Raw genomic sequence first — 22361 nt, 5'->3', positions numbered from 1 at the left:
AACCTGTCCGAACAGCACACCTAGTACTGCAACGGTGCTTGCCGTGGTGTTTCCGGACAACACCGGAGGGCTGTGGGCCGTGGCGTTCGTGACCTGTCTGAGCGCCCTTGTTGCATACTGCGTCCGAGCCGTACGCACGCGTCGGCGCGGCAGCTCGATGCCCACGGCCAACGAAGCGCGGTGACCGCCGACCGGTGTGGTGTGTGCCGGGTCCCCGCGGGAACAGGGGCCTGGCCGTCGCATCCAGTCAGGCCGTCGCGGCCGACGGGGTCGACGCCGTATCCGGCCTCGGCTCCCTCTACGCCCCTACGGGTTTCAGGGATGCGCGGGCGTGCCGCCACGGGCTTCGACGATGGCTCCCGTGACGTAACTGGCACGAGGGGAGGCCAAGAAGGCGACCACCTCGGCGATCTCACGAGGATCGGCGGCGCGGCGGAGGGCTGTGGTCGCCTTGCCGAGCGTGTCGGCCAGGCCGGCTCCGCGTGTCTGCATGCCCTGGGTACGGGTCGGGCCTGCCGCCACAGCGTTGACGCGGACGCCCGCAGTGCCCAGTTCGTCGGCCCATACACGCGTCAGGTAGTCGAGGGCGACCTTCGAAGCGACATAGACCCCGCCGCCGCGCACGGGCGTGGACGCGGCGCCGGTTGTGATGTTGATGACTGCTCCGGAGCCACGCTCCGCCATCGGGGGTGCGAACGCGGCGACGAGCAGCATCGGTGCGCGGACGTTGACGGCCATGTGGAGATCGAATGCTTCGGCGGTGGCTTCGCTCATCGGTCCGAACTGGAAGACGGCCGCGTTGTTCACCAGCACGTCGACCGGCCCGGCCTTTCCCGAGAGCTCGTGAACGGCACCAGGGTCGGCCAAGTCTGCGGCGATGAACCGAGCGGTCCCGCCGGCTGCGCTGATCTCGTCCACCACCGCGGAGCCTCGTTCGGCATCGCGGCCATGGACGACGACCGCTGCTCCAAGGGCCGCGAGCTTGCTCGCGACGGCCCGGCCGATACCGGCAGTGGCGCCGGTGACAAGGGCGGTCTTCCCTTTCAGTTCAAGGGGCATGAATGGTTCTCCTTGGCTGGTGAGTTCGAGGAGTCGGTGGATTGGCGGCATGTTCTTGCCGCGTGCACCATCGCGCCGCGGACGGCATCTCCCTTGGGGCCCGATCCCGCAGGCGGCAGGGCAAAGTCCCGGTGTGGTGTGCAGTGGGCAAGCCTCGTGGCGTGACCGCCTGCGGGAACGGACGTGGCACTTAGAGAGCGGACTGCAACTGCTCGCGGTGTTCGACCAGCCAGTCCTCGAGCGTCCGAAGCCGCGGGTTGAGCGTCCGGATCAGGTCGATATCGCGGTTGCCGACGAACGTTGCGGCGGCTTCGGTGAAGAACTGGAACATGTTGCCGAGTTCCTCGGCCTCCGGGAATCCGGCATTGCGCAGCTGGTCGTGGGTCATGGGCCGGTAGGCGACCGGCTCGCCGAGCACCTTGGCGAAGAGCTCTGCCAGTTGGCCGCCTGTGGCGTGGGTGCCGGCCAGACCCACCGTGCGGCCGACAAACCGGGCTCCGGCCCGGAAGATGCCGTAAGCGGTACGGCCGATGTCCTCGGCGGCCACAAGCGCCATCGTGCTGTCCCCCATGGGCAGGGAGAGCACCGCCCGACCGTCCGCCCCGCGGCGCGGGCTCAGCCCGGCGAGGATGAACATCTCGTAGAAGAAGGACGTCTCCAGGAAGGTCGTGGGCACACCCAGGGCAGTGAAGTGCGCGTTCGCTTCGTTCTTGGCATCGAAGTGCGGCACCTTGTAGCCATCCCCGAGGGTGGGGGCATCGCTGCCGAGAAACGCGAAGTGCGGACGGGTGTCCTCCAACGTCGACCACACGACGTGTTTGAGCCCGGCGGCCCTGGCCGCGCGCGCTGCGTTGCCGGCCTGGTCCAGCTCCATCCGCGCACGGCTGCGGGCCGCTTCCTGCTCGAGGGTGAGCTGCTCCCGGAAGTTGGTGACGACGAACGCACCGTAGGCGCCGTCCAACGCGGCACGCAGGCTCGCCTCGTCGTCGAGATCCACCTGGACCACCTCGGCGCCGCGCGCGGCGAACTCCTTCGCCTTCGTCGAGTCCGGGTTCCGGGTGAGCGCCCGCACGGTGAACGGCCCGTTCCAGTCGTCCAGAACAGCGCGCACCAGGCCGCCTCCCTGCGACCCGGTCGCCCCCACCACTGCAATGATCTTCTTGTCGGTCATGGCTGGCTTGCCCTTCCCAATTTTTGGAATGACAGAAATAGCGGATATGAAAAGCCCGGCCCGCGGCCATCGAGTATGCGAACTCCAGAGTTTGGTCACGGGCGGGCAGCCCGGCAGCCCCGAACCGGCTGCTCGGTGGCTGGTGCATACATCACTGCGCGCATGCGAGCCTCGCTCGCTGTCCGCGAGTCAGCGATGCGCTACATAGGAACGGACGTTTGTGCGGCGCTGAGGCCCGCGTAGGCAGGTGCTTGGCTAGTAGCCGATGGCAAGCCAGGCGCGATGCGTGCTTGGGGTGTCGATTTCGTCGGCGAACGCGATCGCGTAGTCCTCCACCCCGAGCACAGAACGTCCTTCTCCATCGGTGACCTGCGCGGTGGCACTCGTACGGTAGGAACCTGTCCGCAGGCCCGGTTGGTGAGGGCCGAAATCCGCCGCCGGGACGAGACAGAACCAATCGACACCCTCGGGCGCCGCATCGAGTACGGCCAGCGCCCGCGTGTGCGCCTCGATACGCGGAAGGAGCCAAGCGGGAAAGCCGGGGGTGTCGGCCTGTCGCGGTCCGCCCTCGACCAGTGGGAGAACCGCCGAGCCGCCGACAACTCCGAGGCGTGCCCCGGTTTCCTCGGCGGACCGGAGGAGAGCCGCCACGCCTGTATCGAGTCCGTCGTCGCCGGCGACGGCCGGAAGCGCCGAAACGAGTACATGCGCACCGGAGACCACCTCCTTGAGGAAGGCGGAGTCGTGCACGCTACCGGCGCTTTGGGTGACTCCTCTCGGAAGGCCCGTTCTGTTGCGCCGTGATACGGCCGTCACTTCATGTCGGCGCAAGGCGAATTCTTGCGCCAGAGCGCCACCGACAAATCCGGAACCGAATACAACGATTCTCATCCCTGCCTCAACCCACTGCTCGGTGACACATTAGAGGTGCAACTTCGGGTCGGCCGCAGCTACGGATTTATTCCTTCTCGAGAGGAGAAGGAACCTCGGATATCCTCGTACGGCTCCTGCGAAGAACCGCGCTCAACTATGCTGTAGTTGGTTCATCACGAGGTCAATAAGGCACATTTGCGTGCCCGGTTTCATGGAGGTAACCGTGAGCGCTCGCCATACACCCGCTCATACGGACGTGTGCGACGTCCGTGACGTTCTGGACCTGATGGCCGACAAATGGTCCCTCTACGTCGTGTCCAACCTGAGCGACGGCCCCCGCCGCTTCAACGAACTCAAACGCGCTGTCCACGGTGTCAGTCAGCGCATGCTGACCCTTACCCTGCGGCGCCTCGAACGTGACGGCATCCTCACCCGCACCGTCCACGAGGTCATGCCACCCCATGTCACCTACCAGCTCACCCCGCTCGGCACCGGCCTGCTGTCCGCCGCCACCCCCCTCATCACATGGAGCACCGGCCACGTCGCCGAGATAGCGGCCGCCCGCGCCGGCCACGACCGGAGTCAAGGTCTCGACGCGCAAACCACCAGCGCTTGAGGCCGGCCCTGGAAGGCGGAACGGCGGAACAGTCCATGACGGCGCCCTCGCCGGAGGGGCGGGGGCGTTTCTCGGCCAGGGTGTACTTCAAGAGTTCTGATTGCTGGGCAGATTCCACGGGCCGTGGCCCCGCCGGTTGTAGTGGCTGAGGCGGGCCTGGTGTTGTCGCCGACGGCGCCATGCCAACCAGTGCAAGATGTGGTCGACCGGGTGGGACGGCGCTCGGTGAGGTGGGTGATCAGGCGTCGGATCTCGGCGAGGCTGATGTGGATGAGCTGAGAGGATCCGTTTCTACTTTCTCCGCATCCAGCTCTCGGGCCCGCAGGACGGTCATGGCAGGCGTGGGCGGCCACGGCCAGGGTCATGTTGCGGTGCCAGCCGGGGTAGCGACGGACCAAGTAATCGTCCAGGCCACACCCCTGTTTCGCGGTCTGGAAGCATTCCTCAACAGCCCAGCGGCTGCCCCCGATGCGGATCAGCTCGTCCAGGGTGGTGTCGGCCGGACAGTAGACAATGAAATAGAAGATCTCGGCACCGGATGCTGCCACCAAGTGACCTCACCGTCGTCACGCCGCCAGCCACTCGCAGCCAGCCATGCCGTGCGAGGGCGGCTACGGCGGGGCAGTGGGGGATGAAGCACCACCACAGCCACCCTCCCCATCCGGGCTTGCCCTGCGCCAGACCGAGCCAGTCCCACCCCCCGCGTGAGCGATCCAGGCGAATGGCTGCGCGGGATCCAGAGCCTGCACCGGGCTGACGGAGGCGGTCTACGCTCCTGGCCGCCTGAAGGTGACTCACCCGGCCAGGACGATCTACAGGGCAACAGCGACGATCGTGACAGCTACGAGAACGGCTACCGATCATCCTCACAGTCGTAGCTGCTGACGGGGCTTGATCCTCGCGGTACGCCGTTGCCATGAGGTACGCGCAGGGCGGCGGACTGTCGGACGAGCGCCGGCAGTTCCGCAAGGGCATCCGCATGTTGGCCGCCGAACGGTTCGCTGCTGGTGAGCCGAGTTCGGCGATCGCGAACGAGTTACGGGTCAGTGTCCGGTCCATCCAGCGGTGGCGTCGGTTGTGGGACAAGGGCTGTCCGCGGGCTCTGCGCTCGGCAGGATCGGCCTCGCCACCCCGGTTGAGCGAGACCCAGTTCGCCCAGCTGGAGGCGGAGTTGGCGAAAGGGCCGGTCGCACACGGCTGGCCGGACCAGCGATGGACACTGTCCCGCATCAAGACCGTGATCGGCCTTCGCTTCCACCAGAGTTACACCCTGCAGGGAGTGCGCAAGCTGCTCATCCGGCACGGCTTCTCCTGCCAGGTGCCGGCCAGACGAGCCGTCGAACGCGACGAGGACAAGGTCACCGGCCGGGTGAAGGAGACCTGGCCACAGGTGGAAGGACCGCGGCGGCGCTCGACGCCTGGATCGTCTTCGAGGACGAGTCCGGCTTCTCGATGACGCCGCCGGCTGCCCGCACCTGGGCCCGCCGCGGACAGACACCCGTGATCCGGGTCCGGGGCCGCTCCCGCCGCCGGATCTCGATCGCCGCGCTGGCCTGCTACAAGCCGGGCGAACGATCGAGGCTGATCTACCGGCCCCACCGCGACGACGGCCGACGCGACAGCCGCAAGAGCTTCGCCTGGGTGGACGACATCGGGGCCGAGGCGATCGGTGCTCGTGCGGGTTCGGCGCGATCTTCCGCCGGGATGTCGGCGACGATCTCGGCCTGATCGCCGAAGAGCAGCAGGACTCGGACGGTGACGTGCTCAGGCGTCATGGACTCATCCTCTCGCGGTGAGGCCGCCCAGCACGTCGTTCTGCAAGCGGGCCGGGCGCCGCTGGGTCACAGGTCGGCGAAATTGAGGGCGACGACCGCGGGAGTGTTGCTGCTGGTATACCCGTCACGCACCGGCAGCTGCGTGCGGAAGTTGTCCGGCGTCCACCACAGCCGCTCGTCGCCGACCGCCCCTTTCCACACCATCACGATCCGGTTGTCCACTCGCCCCAGTGCGGGGCCGTGACTGGACCGGCCAATGGCGAGTTGTTGGGCCGACCAGCCGCCGTTGCCGTAGCTGGCTCGCCAGAGGTGGTCGTCGCTGCCGGAGCCTTTCCAGGCCATCACCAAGACTGCGCCGTTCGACGCCAGCGCCGGACCGTGGGTCGAACCACCGGGAAACGCCTTCGGCGCCGTCCAGGACTGGCCGTCGTACGTACACCAGTAGAGGTCCTGGTTGCCACCGGAACCCTTCCACGCCATGAAGAGACGGCCGTCGTGCTGAGCCAGCGCCGGCCCGTGTGTCGAGCTCGCCGTCCCGTCGCTGGTCAGCTGCTGCGGGCTCCAGCCTCCAGGCCCAAGCACGGAGTACCAGATGTGCTCGTCCTGGCCGGCACCGCGCCAGGCCATGACCACCCGTTCGCCGAGCACGCTGAGCGCCGGCCGGTCCTCGGTGCGGGGCACCCCGGCCGGAAGCGCCTGGTCGGCCCAGGAACCGCCCGTGAAGTGCGCCCTTGAGGTCCAGATCCGGTTGTCGTTGTCCGCTCCCCGCCACGCGGCGCGGATCCCGTGTCCGACTGGCTCGACCACTGCGGCGATCCCGCGGCTGCTGGCGAACCAGCTCACCTGCCGGGCGTCGTTGAAGTCGGTGCCGTGGTCGCTGCGTGCCGAGTAGATCCCTTGGTCCGAGCCGTGGCCTTTCCAGATCACGAAAACGCGGTCGTTCACGATGCCTCCAGGTGTCCAGATGCGGTGAGGGTGATGACCAGAGCGAACCGGGCGGCAGGAGCCCGGAACCCTTTGTGCGGAAGTGCTGAGCTGGCAGAACGCCGATCGGGCGGGTGGGAGGGGTGGCAATTGACCGACTGGACCTTCTGCCGAGCGGGGGTAACCGCACGTCGGCGGCGCCCTGTCCTGGCTCGCACCGTGAGGCGAGCCTGCCGCGTGGCGCGGTACTGCCCGGTGCCGGCGCTCAGGCTCATGGCGTCACTCATGACGGCACAAGTTCCAGGCGAACGGTGTTGTCGTACGGCACGACCAGGGTGTGTGAGCCAGGCGTGGTCCAGTGCGCGGGTACCAGGAAGAGGCGGCCGTTGGCCTGCACCAGGAGCCGTAGACCCCGGTAGTGGTAGCGGAGTTCACCGCCTGCCGCGGAGGACAGGCGTGTGCCGCTGGCGCCGGCAGGGAGGTCGCGCAGAGGTTCCTTTGTGTAGAGGACGACTTCCGGGCGGCCCGGCAGGGAGTCCGCGTCGTCCAGGGCCCTGCCCAGTCCGTAGGCGGCGGCGAAACTGTTGGCCGTCCAGAACGCGCTGGCGATGATCAGCAGGGTGACCCACGCCATGGCGTATCTGCACAGCCGTACGCAAGCCGGTGAGGCCAGCCAGTCCACGACGGGTGAGCGCGCAGGAGGATCCGCGTCGTCCTGCGCATTGGCGAGTCGGCGCCGGTCCCGGCGGATGGTGACACGGCGCAGCAGCCAGCCCCCGTAGGCGAGCCCCACGGCCCCCGCGCCCAGGCACAGGGGTGTCGTGGCGATCGCCTCGGTGCGGGCGATGCCCGGTATCAGCATGCCCACGATGCCGCGGGTCAGAGCCAGGCAGCCGAGCAGCGTGACGAATACCCCGATCCAGCCGGTGACGTCGTCCCTGGCCTGCGACGCGAGCAGCGCGCGGACTCCGGTGTGTGCGGCGAGGGCCAGCAGCCCTATCACGGAGACCGCGATGAGGGGCGGGTACACGGCCTCCACCCCGTACAGCAGCATGTCCTGGAGCGATTGGTTCATCAGCGACAGGTAGACCCCGAAGTAGCGGAACCGCGCCGTCGTCGCCACGTAGCCGAAATAGAACAGAAGCGAGGTCACGACAGTGGCCGGCCCCAGTACGTTGACGACAGCTCGCGTCCGCTCCAGGAAGTGCCCACCCGGCGAGGTGGCGGCGGTCACGTTTCGCTGTCCGTGGGGCTGGTGGTCTCGACCACCGTTGGGGTTTCGACGGGTGGCGAGTCGTCCACGGGCGGCGGAGAGCTGGTGGGCGACTCCGGCGGTGTTGAGTCACCGCCGAAGGAAGGAGCGGTGAGCGTGAGGACCTGCGACAGGGTGAGTCGGACCACCATCGGATGCTGCGGCGACACGGAGTAGCGCGTGAGCGTCTGGCTGTCGCAGGGCCATGCGGCGTGGGAGGTACAGGTTGCCTCCACCTCGACGTGGACCGTGGCCCCGCCGGAATTCGGCGTGCGGGTGTGGATGTACAGGACGCATCCGTTGGCGTAGTCGGGTCGCAGCACGGTGCCCGAGGGGCAACCCTGGGACAGCGGAACGCTGTCGGGCCGGGTCGGATGGACGCCCTGACTGACCCCCTCGCAGCCTTGCTTCAACTCTGCGTTGTGAGCGTGGGACAGCCACACCGAGACGATCTTCAACGGTACGGCGGTCGAATGGTTGGCCGGTGCGAAGCAGCCCCTGCCCGCTTCGGTATCGCCCGGCGGGGGTGTGTAGGACGGGTAACCGTCAAGGGGATACGAGTTGTCCAGCGTTGCCCCGGGGAGCCTGACGGAGCCGGGCCGCCCGCCTCCTCCGCCGGACGTCGACGATCCGCCCCCGCTGCCCCCACCGTCCGCGCTGCCCCCGCCGGACGAGCCCTGCCCTACTTCCCCCGAGGCGTTGGCACCACTCTGCCCCTCCGACGCCACGCCCGACCCAGCCGCGTCCGGCCGGTACCCACCGCTGTCGGCGGAGTCCCCGCCACTGGATGCCGTACGCGCGATGGCGAACACCCCCAACAGCAGAAGAACCCCCGCCAGAGCCGCCAGCGTCACGTGCATGCGGATCGAACGAGATCCCGTCATGCGACTGCCCCCTTACCCCCGTGCCCCGTTGTGCCCCGATCCCGTCCGTATCTGATCCAGGAGCTGGACGAGTTCCATCCAGCCGCTGAACTCCTCCTCGCCGTCGTCGGTGATGACGCGGCCCGACACCGGGTCCGCGTCGGACGCGAAGTCGACGATCGCGCGGCGTAGGCCGCCGACGGTGGGGGAATCCATGGCAACAGGATGTGGCGCCTGCCGAGAGGACACATCGTGGTGGCTACCGAAGTCTTTTCCGGCAGCCCGCGGATTGGCAGGGGGATACCTGATGACGCTTATGGAGCGGGAGCGCGAACTGCGCCGCATCGACGAGCTGTTGGCCCACGCTCGGGCGGGGGAGGGCGCGACTCTGCTGATCGAAGGAACGGCCGGCATCGGAAAGACTGCCCTGCTGGCCGCTGCCGCGGACCGGGCCGCACGGCAGGGCGTAACCTCCCTCAACGCGCGCGGTGGCGAGCTGGAGCGGGACCTTGCCTTCGCGGTCGTCCGGCAGTTGTTCGAAGCTCGGCTGCGGAGTGAGTCGGCCGATGTCCGCGATGAACTGCTCTCCGGTGCGGTGGAGTTGGCCGCACCCGTCTTCGGCATGGCGCCCCCCGGTCCCGACGCCGGAGCTGTGGGTGCGGTGGTGCACGGGCTCTACTGGTTGTGCTCGAACCTGGCGGACCGCGGTCCGCTGCTCCTGGCGATCGACGACGCGCACTGGTGCGACGACGCCTCGCTGCGGTTCGTGTCCCATCTGGCGCGCCGGGTCCCCGAGTTACCGGTCCTGCTCGTCCTCGCCGCACGGCCCGCGCTGCCCGGCCGGGCCGATCCTGTCGACCGCGCGCTCAGTGGCGTAGTGCCGGAGACCGTGAGGCTGGGACCGCTCAGCGAGCAGGCAGTAGGCGCGCTGGTTCGGCAGGACCTGTCGGCCGACGCCGAGGACGAGTTCTGCCGGGCTTGCGCGAGAGCGACCGCGGGCAACCCCTTCCTGCTCAACGAGGCACTCATCGGCTTGCGTGCGGACGGCGTGCAGCCGGTCGCTGCGGAGGCCCACCGGATCGACGCGCTGCGTCCCGAGACGCTCACTCGCGCGGTGCTCACCCGGCTTGCACGCCTCGGCCCGGACGCCGTACGCCTGGCCCGCTGTGTGGCCGTCCTGGGCCCCGCTGCCGAGCTGCGGCGGGTCGCGGCCCTGGCCGGCCTCGGCCTGGAGCAGGCCGCCGACCTCGTTGACGCGCTGGCCCACGACGGGCTCGTCACCGCGGGTTCACCGGTCGAGTTCGCGCACCCGCTCGTGCGGGGCGCCGTCTACGGGGACACGGCCGAAGCCCTGCGAGCCGTGGCGCACAAGCAGGTAGCCCGCCTGCTGGAGGCGGACGCCGTGCCGTCCGAGCAGCTCGTACCGCACCTGCTGGCGGCGGCGCCGGACCGTGATCCGTGGGTGGTCGGCGAACTGCGCGTGGCCGCGGCCGACGCCCTCACCCGTGGGGCGCCCGAGCTCGCGGCCGCCTGTCTCGAACGGGCCCTGGAGGAACCGCCGGAGGCCGGTCTCCGAGCGGAACTCCTCACCGGGCTCGGCGCAGCCCTGGGCATGCTCAATCGCACCGTCGAGGCCGCCGACGCGCTGCGGGCCGCGCTCGACCTCACCTCGGACCTGGACCGGCGTATCCAGATCACCATGGACCTGGGCCGGCTGATGGTGATGACCGGCCAGGGGCACCAGGCCCTTGAACTCTTCGAAGGGGCCCGGCGCAGCAGCGCGGCCCGCCCCGGCGGTGTGCCGCGGCGCATCCTCGTGAACGTCGCCTGGGGACGCCTCACGGCGATGGAACCGCCCGCGGATTGGATGCGGCAATTGGACGCGGTCGCTCCGCAGCTCGGCGGGGACAACGACGACGACCGCATGGCACTGTCGCTCCTCGCTTTCGGCGGCGCCGCGACCGGGGACCGGTCGAGCGCCGAGGTGGCCCGGCTCGCCGCCCTGGCCGGCGCCGGCCCGCTGCCGCCCGAACCGTGGATCCTGGTCAATTTGGCCAGCGCGGCCCTGGCGATCACCGACCACCTGCCGCCCGCCCTGGACCTGCTGGACCGCGGCCTGGAGATCGCGCGGCGCCTCGGGGACATCACATCCTTCGCCTACCTGTCCGTGCTGCGCTCCCATACGGCCCACTACGCCGGGCGCCTGATGGAAGCAGAGGCGGACGCCTGGGCGGCGTTGAGCCTGGCGAAGGCAGAGTCCCAGGACGCGCCCCTCGCGGCGGCCGTGCTGGTGGATGCCCTGATCGACCGCGGTGACCTGCCGGGCGCGCAGCGGATCCTCACCGAGCAGGGCATCGACGGCGACCAGCCGCTCAGCATGCTCATCGCGCACTTCGTTCACACCGCCCGCGGCAGGCTCCGGCTCGGCCAGAACCGGCCCCGAGACGCACTCGCCGATCTTCTCCCGTGCGGCGAGGGTCTCGTGGCCGCTGGATGCGTCAACCCCGGGTTCGCTGCGTGGCGTTGCCCTGCCGCGCTGGCGCACCTCGCGCTGGGTGACACGTCCGCGGCCCAGAAGCTGGTCGACGAAGAGCTGGCCCTCGCCCGCACGTTCGGCGCGCCGCGCGCCATCTCCGCCGCCCTGCGGACGGCCGCGCAGATCGAGGGCGGGCGGGCAGGCATCGAACTGCTCCGGGAGGCCGTCACCCTCCTCGGCGGCTCACCCGCCCAGTTGGAACGCGCCCAAGCCCTCGTCGACTACGGCTCGGCGGTACGGCGGACCGGTCGGCGCGCCGACGCACAGGAGCCGTTGCGGCAGGGGCTGGACCTCGCGACGCGATGCGGGGCCCGAGCCCTGGCGCAGCGGGCCAGCGACGAGCTCGTGGCGGCCGGCGCCCGGCCCAGACGCTCGGTACTCAGCGGCCCCGCGGCTCTCACCGCCAGTGAGCTCCGGGTCGCGCACATGGCGGCCGCCGGCAAAACCAACCGGGAGATCGCCCAGGCGCTGTTCGTCGCCCGCCGCACGGTCGAGGTCCATCTCACCAGCACCTACCGAAAGCTCGGCATCACCTCACGCCAGGCGCTCCGCGAGGCCATCGACCACGTCACGGAACCGCCTGCCGACACGCCGGGCTGAGCCGCGCCAGCACACCTGCCGCACTGATGTGGACGGCCACAAATTGGCGGGCCATCATGGACGATCGCGGTGATCATACTGAGCGGACCGGGGACAAGAACCGTTCGGCGGCCCGGCGCCACATTTCCTCGCGAATCCTCAGCGTCGTCCAGTGGCCTCAGCAACGTGTCGAGGGTGGCCGTCTCGCCCCGAACTTCATCGGCTCCTCCCAAGACCAGTGAGCGGATGACCGAGGCACGTACGGTGCGCTCCGGTCCCCAGCTTTCTCCATCGGCGGCGGAGTCGCCGCCAGCCGCGTCGGCCGGCCCCAGGTCGACCTCCTCTCCTGTGCCGAACGCCTCCCACAGGCGCAGTTCCGGCCCAGTGAGATCCTCAGGACGCATCCGCGGTGACCTCCGCTTTCTCGGAATCGGAGTGCATCCATGGTCCAGGTCTGGCATGTACCGGGCAATGGGTGCCGTTCAGCCGACCCTCGTAGGGTTGCCACCACGTTCACCAGACCGTCGACCGGCCCGCTTTCGGGCAGCACAGGAACACGCAGGCGTAGCCGAGACACCGCCGAACGGGCCCGGCCAAGCTGGCCGTTGGTTGCGGGCGGAGGGCGGTTTGCGACGATGCGCGGGGTCGACTTGATCGGTTGGCGTCTGCGGGCGGGGCATGTGGATCGGCGCGGTCCGGGGGCACGCTGGCGGCGAGGACGGCCAGGGCGAGCGTGATGGGCCGGTGTCATGATCCCTGGTCTGACGTCACCTGCCGGAACCAGGGTCGCGGTGAAGCTCTTCCGCCCCGACCCCGTGCCCACGCCGACCCGGTGCGTGGGCGTGGCGCTGCAGGAGCAGGGCCCCGGCACGGCATGCTTACGTGCCTGCCTCGACCAGCCGACCAAGCGTTCCTCGGATGGGGGAGACGCGCGCTTCCACATCGGCCGGAAACCAAGATCCGGACCATTCGCGGGCCAGAACACCACCCCGGTCGCCGTCGAGGCCATTTCCGCTGACCAGGAGCCCACTAACCCTGTAGTGCCAGCAGACCAAGCAGGAGGTTGCCGACCTCGGACAGGCGCGCGCCGGTGTTGCAGTACAGCCGGATGATCGCCTCGTCCCGCAGCTGGGCAAAGTCCCTGCCCTTGCAGGTTCCAAGGACCTTCGTGGTCTCGTCGTTGCGGATGACCGGGATCAGCTTCTGCGGCATCTTCGGCTGCCGGACCCGCTCCATCGGCGACCGGTCGATCTCGCCCTCATCCAGCATCAGCCACTTGAAGAACTGCTGCAGCGCCTTGTGCTTGTTCAGCGCGGTCGACGCCGACCGCGTCTCGATCATCCACGCCTGGAACGCCTCAACATGCGCCCGCGTGACGTCGGTCGGATCCTCAGCTGCGTCATACGCTTCCGGATCCGGCGCATACTCCCCCAGGTAGCGGCCCAACTGGGCGGCCGCCAGCAGATAGTTGTACCGGGTGGTCTCCGGATAGTTCCCCGACCGCAGCGCGCGATCCCAGTCCCGCAGAAACCCCGACCAGGTCTTCGACAGCCCCGCAGTGATCTTGTTCAAGTCCAAGAGCGGCATCTTCGCCGGCCTCCGAGTAAAGGTGCCGATGAGCGGCATGCTCAACCTCGAAGATCGGAAACGACCCACACGAAAAGGGCCCTCACAGGCTGCTGCCTGCGAAGACCCTTCACACCGTCGGGACGACAGGATTTGAACCTGCGACCCCTTGACCCCCAGTCAAGTGCGCTACCAAGCTGCGCCACGTCCCGGTGCCCGTCTGACCTGGGATTTCCCGCGGCCGGACGCGCATGGAAACAATACCGCACTTGGGCAGATGGTCGCGCACTCGTTTATCCGCGGCGCCTCGCACCAAGCCGCACTTGACCTCAAGTTTGGTTCAGGTTGCACGATCGTCGGCATGACGATCACCGAGGAAAACAGGCGTACGTACGGCTACGCGGACCTGCCCCGGCTCATGAGCCTGATGTCGGGCGACGAGAAGCACGGACCTGCGGCGACGTCCACGCTGGATGCGCTGTGGGTGCTCTACGACCGGGTGCTGCGGGTGCGCCCGGAGCTGATGGAGGACCCGGAGCGGGACCGGTTCCTGCTGTCCAAGGGGCACGGGCCGATGGCGTACTACGCGGTCCTGGCCGCGAAGGGCTTCGTACCCGTGGACTGGCTGCCGGACTTCGGCTCGTACGACTCCCCGCTCGGCCACCACCCCGACCGGGTGCTCGTGCCGGGGGCGGAGATCGGCAGCGGTTCGCTGGGGCACGGGCTGCCGATCGCCGTCGGTACGGCGCTGGGGCTGCGCGCGCAGGGGCTCGACGAGCCGCGGGTCTGGACGCTCGTCGGAGACGCCGAGCTGGACGAGGGCAGCAATCACGAGGCGATCGCCTTCGCCGGGCCCGCCGGGCTGGAGCAGCTGCATACCGTCGTCATCGACAACGCGTCTGCCACCTACGCACGGCCCGGCGGGATCGCCGCCCGTTTCGAGGTCGCGGGCTGGTCGGCGGTCACAGTCGACGGACGCGACCACGAGGCGCTGTACGCCGCCTACACCGCCCCGCACCCGGGTCGCCCGCACGTGGTGGTGGCCCGCGTCGAGCCGAAGTACGCCTGAGCGCCACGCGCACACACCCACTGCGAACTCACGCCCACACCACACTCCGCACTCACGCCCCCTCCGAACTCAACAGAAGGGCTCGAACTCCATGGACACCATGCGTGACCGTTTCGCTCCCGTCGCCTCGCGGCTGCTCAACGAGGATCCGCGGGTCGCGGTCGTTCTCGCCGTGATCGGCTCGGACAGTTTCGAGGAGGCGCGGCGCAGGCATCCCGACCGGGTGATCGACGTCGGTATCCGCGAGCAGCTCCTGGTCGGGGCGGGCGCGGGCCTGGCGCTCACCGGGATGCGGCCGATCGTGCACACCTTCGCCAGCTTTCTCGTGGAGCGGCCCTTCGAGCAGGTGAAGCTGGATCTCGGGCATCAGGACGTCGGTGCGGTGCTGGTGAGCGCCGCCGCGTCCTTCGACTGGCCGGCCGGCGGGTACACGCACATGGCGCCGGGCGATGTGGCGCTGCTCGACACCCTGGACGGGTGGACCGTTCATGTGCCGGGGCATCCGGACGAGGCCGAGACACTGCTGCGGCATGCGGTCGCCGCCGGTGACGACAAGGTGTACGTCCGGCTGTCCGTCCAGTCGAACGCCGCCGGACGCCCGGTCGACGGGGCACGCTTCATCACCGTCCGCGAGGGCCGCTCCGGGGTCGTCGTCGCCGTGGGACCGATGCTCGACGCCGTGCTGGACGCCACCGAGGGCCTCGACCTGACCGTCCTGTACGCGACGACCGTACGGCCCTTCGACACGGACTCGCTGCGCCGGGCCACGGAGGCCGCCGGCACCGATGTCGTCCTCGTCGAGCCCTACCTCGCCGGTACGTCGACCACCGCCGTGAACGACGCGCTCGCCGACGTACCCCATCGCGTCCTGGGCCTGGGCGTCGGCCGCCGTGAGCTGCGGCGCTACGGCAGTGTCGAGGAACATGTCACCGCGCACGGCCTGGACGCCGGGTCGCTTCGGGACCGGATCACGGGGTTCGTGGGCGGTTAGGCTGGGGGGGTTATGGGGGCCGCGCCCCTACGGGGCGCGGGGAACTGCGCGACCAGCCCCGACGGACCCGCAGACGACTGACGAGCGAGCGCCGCACTTCCAGCGGAGCGCCTACGCCGCCGGCGGCCCCAACTCCGGGTAAGCCTCAAGGAGTCGGCTCGGCGCAGCCTGTCGCCAGGAGTCCGCGAGGATGTCCCTCAGCTCCCCCTCGTCCTCCAGCGCGGCGAGCCGGACCCGGACCCAGGCGAACATCGCCTCGTGCTCGGCGATCCAGAACTTCTCCGGCTCGGCCAGGACCAGTTCGTCGCGTTCCTCCTTGGGGCAGCGCACGGCGATGGAGGTCTCCTCCTCGGGCAGCGTGGCGAACATCTTCCCCGCGACCCGGAATGTGGGCATGCTCCAGGCGATCTTCTCCGTCGTGTCCGGCAGGGACAGGGCGATCCGTCGTACGTCTTCGGCATCCGGCATGGGACGCACGGTAGCGGCTCCCACTGACATTCAGCAGGTGAGAGCGCTCGCTCCGACCTGCTTGAAGTAGATGGTCGTCGGCCGCAGGACCCCGGCCGGGCTCGCCGCGTAGTCGGGTATCGCGCCGAGCCGGGTCCAGCCAGCCGAGCGGTAGAGGCGTTCGGCGAGGCTGTCGGTCTCGGTGTCGAGGTGGAGGAGGGTGATGCCCGCTTCGGCTGCCGCCCTTTCCGCGGTGTCCAGGAGCGTACGGCCGAGGCCCCGCCCCCGCGCGTCCCGGTGCACCATCAGCTTGACCAGCTCGGCGCGGTGACGGCTGTTGGGCTTGTCGGGGAAGGCCAGGCTGACGGTGCCGGACACCCGGCCGCCCTCTTCACGTGCGATCCACACCGCGAGTCGCCCGGCGGCGACTCCGGCGGCCCACTCCGTCCACCACGCCACGGCCGCCGCGCGGTCGAGCGGCGCGAGGAAGCCGATGGAGGCGCCCGAGTGCACGGTGTCGGTCAGCAGATCGGCCAACTCCTCGACCGCCGCGAGCAGTTGATCCGCGTCCCAGCGCATGACGTTCACGGCAGCACCACCGCCAGCACATACCGGACCTCCTCGGCACCGGCGCACCGGAACCGCGTCGGCCCCCACACCCGCAGCCGCAGGCAGTCGCCCGCATCGAGCCGGTGCTCCACGTCCTGCGCGGTCACCTCCAGGGACCCCGCCAGCACCCAGATGTGCTGCTCCAGTCCCGGCACGGGCGGTCGGTCGTACGCGATGTCGGCGCCCGCGGCGAGCCGCCCCTCGACGAGTTCGCCGCGCAGCCCGGCGTGCGGCGGGGACACAGAACGCCGTACGAACCCGGAGGACCGGTCCTCCCACACGTGCTGCTCGGCCGCCCGCACCAGCAGCGCGGGCTCCTGCTCGACCTCGCTGAGCAGCTGGGACATGGTCCGTCCGTAGACGGCGCAGAGGCGGTTGAGGAGGGATGCCGTGGGGCTGATCTCCGCGCGCTCGGCGCGGGACAGCGTCGACCGGCTCACTCCGCTGCGCTCCGCCAACTCCCCGAGCGACCAGCACCGTTCGGACCGCAGCTCGGCGAGGCGGGCACCGAGCCGGGCGTCCACGGGGTCGGGCGCGGCTTCGACGTGTTTCATATTCGGGATGCTATCCCATATACGAGAAAGCTCGGAGGGTCCTCAGCCCTGGGCCGCCGCTCCCAACGCGTCCAGCACCGGACGGATCAGCGGATGCTCCTCCGCTCCCCTCCGTACGGCCGCGAAGACCCGGCGGGTGGGCGCGACCCCGTCGACCGGACGGACCACCACGCCCGTGAGGTCCATGCCGTGCAGTGCGGAACGGGGTACGAGCGCCACGCCCGCGTCGGCGGAGGCGAGGGCCACGACAGCGCGGAAGTCGTCCGAGGAGTGCTCCAGGCGGGGCTGGAATCCCGCGCTCTCGCAGGCGAGGACGACGACGTCGTGGCATGGGTTGCCGGGGTACGGGCCGATCCACGGGTCCTTCGCCAGCTCCGCCAGCGGAACCTCCTCGGCGTCCGCCAGCCGGTGGCTGACCGGCACCACCGCGTCGAACGGCTCGGCGTACAGCGGCACATGGGCCAGCCGCGGGTCGTCGGCGGGCGGCGCCCCGCGGTACTCGACGGCGACCGCGACATCGACCTGCCGGTCCAGCACCATCGGAAGGCTGGCGTCGCCCTCGGCGTCCTGCACGCGGATGCGGATGCCGGGCGCCGTCACGGCGAGGCGGGCCACCGCGGGCGCGACGACCAGGACGATGCCGGTCGCGAAGGAGGCGACGGTGACCGTGCCGGCGGCGCCCGAGCTGTACGCGGCCAGTTCCGCCTCGGCGCGCTCCAGCTGGGCGAGGACCACGTTGGTGTGGCTGAGCAGGATCTCGCCGGCCGGAGTGAGCCGTACGCCCTTCGCGCCGCGCTCCACCAGCCGGTGGCCCGTCTCCTGCTCCAGCGCCGTCAGCTGCTGGGAGACGGCGGAGGGGGTGAGATAGAGCGCGGCGGCAGCCGCCGTCACCGTGCGGTGGTCGGCCACCGCACGGAGGATGTGGAGCCGCCGCGCCTCGATCATGCGTCCGATTCTCCCAGGTCCGCGCGCGCCGCGACGAAGGCGTCGACCGCACGGTTCACATCCGCCGTCGAGTGCGCGGCGGACAGCTGGACGCGGATACGGGCCTTCCCCTGCGGTACGACCGGGTAAGAGAAGCCGATCACATACACCCCGCGCTCCAGCAGCAGCTCCGCCATCCGCCCGGCGACGGACGCGTCACCGATCATGACGGGGGCGATCGCGTGGTCGCCGGGGAGGATGTCGAAGCCCTCCTCGCTCATCCGGCGGCGGAACAGCGCCGTGTTCTCGGTAAGCCGGACCCGGAGGTCGTCCGCTGTCTCCAGCAGGTCGAGCACCTTCAGTGAGGCCGCCGCGATCACCGGGGCGAGCGTGTTCGAGAAGAGGTACGGCCGTGAGCGCTGGCGCAGCAGGGCGACGACCTCGGCGCGAGCCGCGACGTAACCGCCGGAGGCACCGCCGAGCGCCTTGCCGAGGGTGCCGGTGATGATGTCGACGCGGTCCATGACGCCGTGCAGCTCGGGGGTGCCGCGACCGGTCGGGCCGACGAAGCCGACGGCGTGCGAGTCGTCGACCATGACCATCGCGTCGTAGCGGTCGGCCAGGTCGCAGATCTCGCGCAGCGGGGCCACATAGCCGTCCATGGAGAAGACGCCGTCGGTGACGATCAGCCTGCGCCGGGCGGACTGCGCCTCCTTCAACTGCCGTTCGAGATCGGCCAGATCGCGATTGGCGTAGCGGAAGCGGCGGGCCTTGGACAGGCGGATGCCGTCGATGATCGAGGCGTGGTTGAGGGCGTCGGAGATCACCGCGTCCTCCGCGCCGAGCAGCGTCTCGAACACGCCGCCGTTGGCGTCGAAGCAGGAGGAGTACAGGATCGTGTCCTCCTGGCCGAGGAACGCCGACAGCCGTGCCTCCAGCTCCTTGTGTACCTCCTGCGTGCCGCAGATGAAGCGCACGGAGGCCATGCCGTAGCCCCAGCGGTCCAGGGCCGCGTGAGCGGCGGCCACGACCTCCGGGTGGTCGGCGAGGCCGAGGTAGTTGTTGGCGCAGAAGTTGAGCACCTCGCCGGGGCGGCCGCCCGCGCTGACGTGCACGGTCGCCGACTGCGGGGTGTCGATCACCCGCTCGGGCTTGTGCAGCCCGGCGGCACGGATCTCGTCGAGGGTGGCGCGGAGGTCGTCGCGCACGGAGTCGAACATGGCTGAAGCTCCTGAAGCTGTAAGGGAGTTACGAGGTCCAGTCGAGGATGACCTTGCCGCCGCGGCCGCTCGCCGCATCGGCGAACGCCGCCTCGAAGTCGCGGTAGCCGTAGCGGCCGGTGATGACGGGCGCGAGGTCGAGGCCGCCTTCCAACAGCACCGACATCGCGTACCAGGTCTCGAACATCTCCCGGCCGTAGATGCCCTTGACGGTGATCATCGAGGTGACGATCCGGGCCCAGTCGACCGGGAACTCCTGGGACGGCAGGCCGAGCATCGCGATCCGGCCGCCGTGCGTCATGTTCGCGATCATGTCGCGCATCGCCTCGGGACGACCGGACATCTCCAGGCCGATGTCGAAGCCCTCGCGCAGCCCGAGTCGGCGCTGCCCGTCGGCGATCGTCGTCTCGGAGACATTGAGCGCCAGGCTGACGCCGATCTTGCGGGCGAGGTCCAGTCGCTCCTCGCTCACATCCGTGATGACGACGTTCCGCGCGCCGGCGTGCCGGGCCACCGCCGCGGCCATCAGACCGATCGGGCCGGCGCCCGTGATCAGGACGTCCTCGCCGACCAGCGGGAAGGACAGAGCGGTGTGCACGGCGTTGCCGAACGGGTCGAAGATCGCGGCGACATCGAGGTCCACAGGCACACGGTGCACCCACACATTGGCGGCGGGCAGCGCCACGTACTCGGCGAACGCCCCGTTCCGTCCGACGCCGAGACCGATCGTGGCCCGGCACAGATGCCGCCGCCCGGCCAGGCAGTTGCGGCACTTCCCGCACACCAGATGGCCCTCGCCGCTGACCCGGTCGCCGGCCGCGATGTCGGTGACGTCCCGGCCGGTCTCGACGACCTCGCCGACGAACTCGTGCCCGACGACCAGCGGTGTGCGGATCGCCTGCTGAGCCCAGCCGTCCCAGGACCGGATGTGCAGGTCCGTGCCGCAGATGCCGGTGCGCAGCACCTTGATCAGTACGTCGCCCGGTCCCACGGCGGGCTCGGGGACGTCCGCGAGCCACAGCCCGGGCTCCGCCTTCTCCTTGACCAGCGCCTTCAACGCTACGGCTCCTGACGGTGCGACCCCGGGTCCGGGCATGCCGAAGGCGCCCGCATCCGGGGAGAGGGGTGGAATCGCCCAGCAATCTGCCGTACGACACCATCCCGGGTCCATCGAGGATTTCTTAAGCCGCGCCGCAGCTCCGCTTCACACCTGCGCGGCGGCCGGGCGGGACACCGGGCGTCAGAGCACCGGAAGCCCGTCGGCCTCCCGCCGCTCGAGTCGGGCGACGAGACCTGCCGCCGCCGACTTGATGGTCTCCAGGCCGGGCCTCCCCCAGGGCCGCGGTGCCACATCGATGACGCAGATGGTGCCGAGCACCATGCCCGTGCGGTCGATGAGCGGTGCGCCGAGATAGGAGCGGATACCGAACTCGTCGACGACGGGGTTGCCGGCGAACCGCGGATAGTCGCAGACGTCCTCCAGGACGAGCGCCTTGCGTCGGACCACCACATGGGGGCAGAACCCATGGTCGCGCGGGAGGGTGCGGCCGAACTCCGGAGCAGTGCCGTCGCCCTTCACGAACGGGTCGATGGCGGGGAGGTGCAGGCCCGCGAAGAACTGCCGGTTCTCGTCGATGAAGTTGACCATGGCGTACGGCGCCGCGGTCAGCTCGGCCAGGCCGTCCGCGAACGCGTCGAGGGCGGGCTCCGTCCGCTCCCCCAGGCCCAGCCGACGCAGCCGGTCCGCCCGGGCGGGGGCCTCCTTGTCCTCGGGCGTGAGCAGCAGACGACCGGCCGGGCGCGGCGGGTCGTAGCTCATCGGCGCACTCCGTCGCTGTGGGGATGGCTCATAGGCGGGCTCCGTGGGGTGTGCGGGAATCACATGTGGGCGCCGTGGCTCGGCGCTGGGGCCGGGGCATGGGCGATGAGGTGCCGTACGAGGGTCAGCAGGGTCTGGACGCCGGAGCTGGAGATCCGGGCGTCGCAGCGCACGACGGGGATCTCCGGGTCGAGGTCGATGGCCGCACGTACCTCCTCGGGGTCGTAGCGGTGGGAGCCGTCGAACTCGTTGATCGCGACGATGAAGCCCATGCCGCGCTGCTCGAAGAAGTCGACGGCGGCGAAGCAGTCCTCCAGTCGGCGGGTGTCGGCGAGGATGATCGCTCCGAGGGCACCCTCGGAGAGCTCGTCCCACATGAACCAGAACCGCTCCTGTCCCGGGGTGCCGAACAGGTAGAGCACATGTTCCGGGTCGAGGGTGATGCGGCCGAAGTCCATGGCCACCGTCGTCTCGACCTTGTTCTCGATCCCGTCGAGGTTGTCGGTCGCGGCGCTGACCGTGGTGAGCAACTCCTCCGTGCTGAGCGGCGCGATCTCGCTGACGGCGCCGACGAAGGTCGTCTTGCCGACCCCGAACCCTCCCGCCACCAGGATCTTGAGCGCGGTGGGGAAGGCGTCGGCGCCGTCGTCGTAGTCAGAGCTGTCGTCGTAGTCCATCGAGCACTGCCTCCAGAAGGGCCCGGTCAGTGGGGTTGTGGTGGAACTCGGGTGGCTTGGTGGTCAGGGCCCCGCAGTCGACGAGGTCGGACAGCAGCACCTTGGTGACCACCGCCGGCAGCTTCAGATGGGCGGCGACCTCGGCGACCGAGACGGGCGCGCGGCACAGGTCGAGGGCCTGCGCGTGCTCGGGGCCGAGGTAGCCGAGGGGGGTGGCCCCGGTGGCCCGCACCTGCGACAGGAGGTCGAGCGCGACGGTGGGCCGGGTGCGGCCGTTGCTGACCGTGAAGGGGCGCACCAGCCGTCCGGCCGCGTCGTCGAGCCAGGGCCCGTCGCCGGCCGCCGCCACGGTCAAGGCCTCAACGCCGTGGATTCGACGGCGTGCTGGCGGGGCGCGGTCATGAGGTAGGGGCGGACGCTCTTGACCAGCATCGCCATCTCGTAACCGAGCACCGCCGCGTCAGCCTCGCGGCCGGCCAGCACGGCGAGGCACGTGCCGGATCCGGCGGTGGTCACGAACAGAAGGCTCGAGTCGAGTTCGACGACGACCTGGCGGACGTCTCCGCCGTCGCCGAAGCGGACCCCGGCGCTGCGGCCGAGGGAGTAGAGACCGGAGGCCAGGGCGGCCATGTGGTCGGCGCTGTCCGGGTCGAGGCCGTGGACCGACTTCACAAGCCCGTCGCAGGACAGGAGTACCGCACTGCTGGTGTGCGGTACGCGCTGCACGAGGCCGCTCATCAGCCAGTCGAGATCGGATACCTGGCCGGTCGGCGCTTCGCTCGCCATGGTGGATCGACTCCTTGAGGTACGAAGGTCTGCGGGAGCGCGGGGGGTGAG

Annotated in this window: 23 protein-coding genes, 1 tRNA gene and 2 pseudogenes; 6 read left to right on the top strand and 20 right to left on the bottom strand. The window is 69.9% G+C overall.

Features of this window, described 5'->3' with window-relative positions; translation table 11 throughout:
- Positions 1-315 precede the first annotated feature (315 nt).
- The 3 genes from AB0I98_RS22790 to AB0I98_RS22780 form a co-directional block, all read right to left on the bottom strand.
- Positions 316-1059, bottom strand: coding sequence for an SDR family oxidoreductase (locus tag AB0I98_RS22790; RefSeq protein WP_362944487.1), 744 nt, complete (start codon positions 1057-1059; stop codon positions 316-318).
- Between the two features lie 190 nt (positions 1060-1249).
- The gene (locus tag AB0I98_RS22785; protein ID WP_362944485.1) at positions 1250-2230 is read right to left on the bottom strand and encodes an NmrA/HSCARG family protein; all 981 of its coding nucleotides are present in this window, start codon (positions 2228-2230) and stop codon (positions 1250-1252) included.
- Between the two features lie 255 nt (positions 2231-2485).
- Positions 2486-3121: an NAD(P)H-binding protein gene (locus AB0I98_RS22780; protein ID WP_362944483.1), complete on the bottom strand. Its 636-nt coding sequence runs from the start codon at positions 3119-3121 to the stop codon at positions 2486-2488.
- A 205-nt stretch (positions 3122-3326) separates the two neighbouring features.
- On the opposite strand from AB0I98_RS22780, the gene AB0I98_RS22775 reads away from it, so the two are divergent.
- Positions 3327-3719 carry a helix-turn-helix domain-containing protein gene (locus AB0I98_RS22775; RefSeq protein WP_362944481.1) on the top strand — a complete coding sequence of 131 codons (393 nt, stop codon included), beginning with the start codon at positions 3327-3329 and terminating at the stop codon, positions 3717-3719.
- A 238-nt stretch (positions 3720-3957) separates the two neighbouring features.
- Here AB0I98_RS22775 and AB0I98_RS22770 read toward each other — a convergent pair.
- Positions 3958-4249 (bottom strand): annotated as a pseudogene (locus tag AB0I98_RS22770) (IS701 family transposase); the annotation flags it as partial.
- 386 nt (positions 4250-4635) lie between these two features.
- Between AB0I98_RS22770 and AB0I98_RS22765 the strand changes: the two are divergent.
- The gene (locus AB0I98_RS22765; RefSeq protein WP_362944479.1) at positions 4636-5175 is read left to right on the top strand and encodes a winged helix-turn-helix domain-containing protein; all 540 of its coding nucleotides are present in this window, start codon (positions 4636-4638) and stop codon (positions 5173-5175) included.
- Positions 5172-5360, top strand: a pseudogene (locus AB0I98_RS22760) (IS630 family transposase); the annotation flags it as partial. The gene AB0I98_RS22765 and the pseudogene AB0I98_RS22760, both read left to right, overlap by 4 nt.
- A gap of 200 nt (positions 5361-5560) precedes the next feature.
- Here the strand turns inward: AB0I98_RS22760 and AB0I98_RS22755 are convergent.
- The 4 genes from AB0I98_RS22755 to AB0I98_RS22740 form a co-directional block, all read right to left on the bottom strand.
- Positions 5561-6439 (bottom strand): hypothetical protein, encoded by an 879-nt coding sequence (locus tag AB0I98_RS22755; protein ID WP_362944477.1) that lies wholly within the window; start codon positions 6437-6439, stop codon positions 5561-5563.
- Positions 6440-6701: 262 nt separating this feature from the next.
- Entirely contained in the window at positions 6702-7652 is a 951-nt protein-coding gene (locus tag AB0I98_RS22750) for a hypothetical protein (RefSeq protein ID WP_362944475.1), read from the bottom strand.
- On the bottom strand, positions 7649-8554 hold the full coding sequence (locus AB0I98_RS22745; protein ID WP_362944473.1) for a hypothetical protein: 906 nt from the start codon (positions 8552-8554) through the stop codon (positions 7649-7651). The genes AB0I98_RS22750 and AB0I98_RS22745 overlap by 4 nt, the downstream gene beginning before the upstream one ends.
- A gap of 12 nt (positions 8555-8566) precedes the next feature.
- Positions 8567-8749: a hypothetical protein gene (locus tag AB0I98_RS22740; protein ID WP_362944472.1), complete on the bottom strand. Its 183-nt coding sequence runs from the start codon at positions 8747-8749 to the stop codon at positions 8567-8569.
- 91 nt (positions 8750-8840) lie between these two features.
- On the opposite strand from AB0I98_RS22740, the gene AB0I98_RS22735 reads away from it, so the two are divergent.
- The gene (locus AB0I98_RS22735) at positions 8841-11669 is read left to right on the top strand and encodes an AAA family ATPase (protein WP_362944470.1); all 2829 of its coding nucleotides are present in this window, start codon (positions 8841-8843) and stop codon (positions 11667-11669) included.
- A 1008-nt stretch (positions 11670-12677) separates the two neighbouring features.
- Here AB0I98_RS22735 and AB0I98_RS22730 read toward each other — a convergent pair.
- A complete protein-coding gene (locus tag AB0I98_RS22730; RefSeq protein ID WP_362944468.1) occupies positions 12678-13226 on the bottom strand; it encodes a phage integrase N-terminal SAM-like domain-containing protein in 549 nt (182 codons plus the stop codon).
- 126 nt (positions 13227-13352) lie between these two features.
- Positions 13353-13426, bottom strand: a tRNA-Pro gene (locus AB0I98_RS22725).
- Between the two features lie 149 nt (positions 13427-13575).
- Between AB0I98_RS22725 and AB0I98_RS22720 the strand changes: the two genes are divergently transcribed.
- Both AB0I98_RS22720 and AB0I98_RS22715 read left to right on the top strand, forming a co-directional pair.
- Positions 13576-14283 (top strand): transketolase, encoded by a 708-nt coding sequence (locus tag AB0I98_RS22720; RefSeq protein ID WP_362944466.1) that lies wholly within the window; start codon positions 13576-13578, stop codon positions 14281-14283.
- Between the two features lie 91 nt (positions 14284-14374).
- Positions 14375-15274, top strand: a complete 900-nt coding sequence (locus AB0I98_RS22715; protein WP_362944464.1) for a transketolase C-terminal domain-containing protein — start codon at positions 14375-14377, stop codon at positions 15272-15274.
- A 111-nt stretch (positions 15275-15385) separates the two neighbouring features.
- Here AB0I98_RS22715 and AB0I98_RS22710 read toward each other — a convergent pair whose 3' ends face one another.
- From AB0I98_RS22710 to AB0I98_RS22665, 10 genes are all read right to left on the bottom strand, one after another.
- Positions 15386-15742: an MmcQ/YjbR family DNA-binding protein gene (locus AB0I98_RS22710; RefSeq protein WP_362944462.1), complete on the bottom strand. Its 357-nt coding sequence runs from the start codon at positions 15740-15742 to the stop codon at positions 15386-15388.
- A gap of 30 nt (positions 15743-15772) precedes the next feature.
- Positions 15773-16300 carry a GNAT family N-acetyltransferase gene (locus AB0I98_RS22705; protein WP_362944510.1) on the bottom strand — a complete coding sequence of 176 codons (528 nt, stop codon included), beginning with the start codon at positions 16298-16300 and terminating at the stop codon, positions 15773-15775.
- 5 nt (positions 16301-16305) lie between these two features.
- Positions 16306-16884 carry an XRE family transcriptional regulator gene (locus tag AB0I98_RS22700; RefSeq protein WP_362944461.1) on the bottom strand — a complete coding sequence of 193 codons (579 nt, stop codon included), beginning with the start codon at positions 16882-16884 and terminating at the stop codon, positions 16306-16308.
- A 42-nt stretch (positions 16885-16926) separates the two neighbouring features.
- Positions 16927-17829: a LysR family transcriptional regulator gene (locus tag AB0I98_RS22695; protein WP_362944459.1), complete on the bottom strand. Its 903-nt coding sequence runs from the start codon at positions 17827-17829 to the stop codon at positions 16927-16929.
- Positions 17826-19028 (bottom strand): glycine C-acetyltransferase, encoded by a 1203-nt coding sequence (locus tag AB0I98_RS22690; RefSeq protein WP_362944457.1) that lies wholly within the window; start codon positions 19026-19028, stop codon positions 17826-17828. The genes AB0I98_RS22695 and AB0I98_RS22690 overlap by 4 nt, the downstream gene beginning before the upstream one ends.
- 28 nt (positions 19029-19056) lie before the next feature.
- Positions 19057-20085, bottom strand: a complete 1029-nt coding sequence (gene tdh / locus AB0I98_RS22685; RefSeq protein WP_362944455.1) for an L-threonine 3-dehydrogenase — start codon at positions 20083-20085, stop codon at positions 19057-19059.
- A 183-nt stretch (positions 20086-20268) separates the two neighbouring features.
- Positions 20269-20847 carry a GAF domain-containing protein gene (locus AB0I98_RS22680; RefSeq protein WP_362944453.1) on the bottom strand — a complete coding sequence of 193 codons (579 nt, stop codon included), beginning with the start codon at positions 20845-20847 and terminating at the stop codon, positions 20269-20271.
- A gap of 59 nt (positions 20848-20906) precedes the next feature.
- A complete protein-coding gene (locus AB0I98_RS22675; protein ID WP_362944451.1) occupies positions 20907-21524 on the bottom strand; it encodes an ATP/GTP-binding protein in 618 nt (205 codons plus the stop codon).
- Positions 21502-21873: a DUF742 domain-containing protein gene (locus AB0I98_RS22670; protein WP_210575524.1), complete on the bottom strand. Its 372-nt coding sequence runs from the start codon at positions 21871-21873 to the stop codon at positions 21502-21504. Before AB0I98_RS22670 ends, AB0I98_RS22675 begins: the two co-directional genes overlap by 23 nt.
- A gap of 2 nt (positions 21874-21875) precedes the next feature.
- A complete protein-coding gene (locus AB0I98_RS22665) occupies positions 21876-22310 on the bottom strand; it encodes a roadblock/LC7 domain-containing protein (RefSeq protein WP_362944449.1) in 435 nt (144 codons plus the stop codon).
- Between the last annotated feature and the right edge of the window lie 51 nt (positions 22311-22361).

The organism is Streptomyces sp. NPDC050211 (genome assembly GCF_040656035.1).
Lineage (GTDB): Bacteria > Actinomycetota > Actinomycetes > Streptomycetales > Streptomycetaceae > Streptomyces.
This window is presented reverse-complemented; position numbering and strand designations above follow the sequence as displayed.